Source organism: Candidatus Accumulibacter vicinus (assembly GCF_000584955.1).
GTDB lineage: Bacteria > Pseudomonadota > Gammaproteobacteria > Burkholderiales > Rhodocyclaceae > Accumulibacter > Accumulibacter vicinus.
Map to the genome: position 1 here is coordinate 1 of NZ_JDSS02000050.1, position 976 is coordinate 976.

General features: G+C 62.9%; 2 pseudogenes. One reads left to right on the forward strand and one right to left on the reverse strand.

The features are described from left to right. A pseudogene (locus tag CAPSK01_RS19890) lies at window positions 1-417 on the reverse strand (DNA topoisomerase); the annotation flags it as partial. Window positions 418-535: 118 nt separating this feature from the next. On the opposite strand from CAPSK01_RS19890, the pseudogene CAPSK01_RS19895 reads away from it, so the two are divergent. Then, window positions 536-976 (forward strand): annotated as a pseudogene (locus tag CAPSK01_RS19895) (FAD-dependent oxidoreductase); the annotation flags it as partial.

Sequence of the window (976 nt, forward strand, 5' to 3'; positions counted from 1 at the left end):
TAGTGCGGGCAGCTTGGACTCCTCCTCTTCCTCATCATCCTGGTAGACGGCGAGGAAACCGGCAAACGCCAACGTCTGCCCAGTCGCGCGGAAGGTGCCCTCGCCCACCGTGATATCGGCGGCAACGGTGTCGAACTGCGCCGGCGTCATCTGGCAGGCGACGGTGCGTTTCCAGATCAATTCGTAGAGCCGTGCCTGGTCGTGCGAAAGAAACGGCTTCACCGCTTCCGGCGTGCGGACTACCGCGGTCGGACGCACGGCTTCGTGCGCTTCCTGCGCGTTCTTGGTTTTGGCCCGGTAGGCAACGGCGGCAGGCGGCAGGTAATCTGTGTCGAAGTTAGTGCCGACATACTTGCGGATATCGGTGATCGCTTCCTGCGCCAGATTCACCGAGTCGACCACGGTTTGACGCCACGAATCGCAGATTTGAAAGTGAACAGGAAAGTCAATGAAATCAACGATCTACCAACACCACCTCCGCGCCAGTGCTAGCTTTTCGTACCGTCACTTATTGCACTGAAAACGAGGAGACCCCAACGTGGACATCCAGATGCGCACCAATGTGCCGCACATCTTCGCCATCGGCGACATCGTGGGCCAGCCCATGCTGGCGCACAAGGCGGTGCACGAGGCGCATGTGGCGGCGGAAGTGATCGCCGGCGAATTGCAGGGCAACAAGGAACTGGCCAGCGCCGCCTTCAACGCCCGCGTGATCCCCAGCGTGGCCTACACCGACCCCGAAGTGGCCTGGGTGGGCCTGACCGAAGACCAGGCCAAGCAGCAGGGCATCAAGGTCAAGAAGGGCCTGTTCCCCTGGGCGGCCTCGGGCCGCGCCATTGCCAACGGCCGCGACGAAGGCGTCACCAAGCTGCTGTTCGACGACAGCCCCGAAGCAGGATCAGGAGACGGCCATGCTGGCCGGGGCCACGGCAAGATCCTGGGCGGCGGCATGGTCGGCACGCATGCGGGCGACATG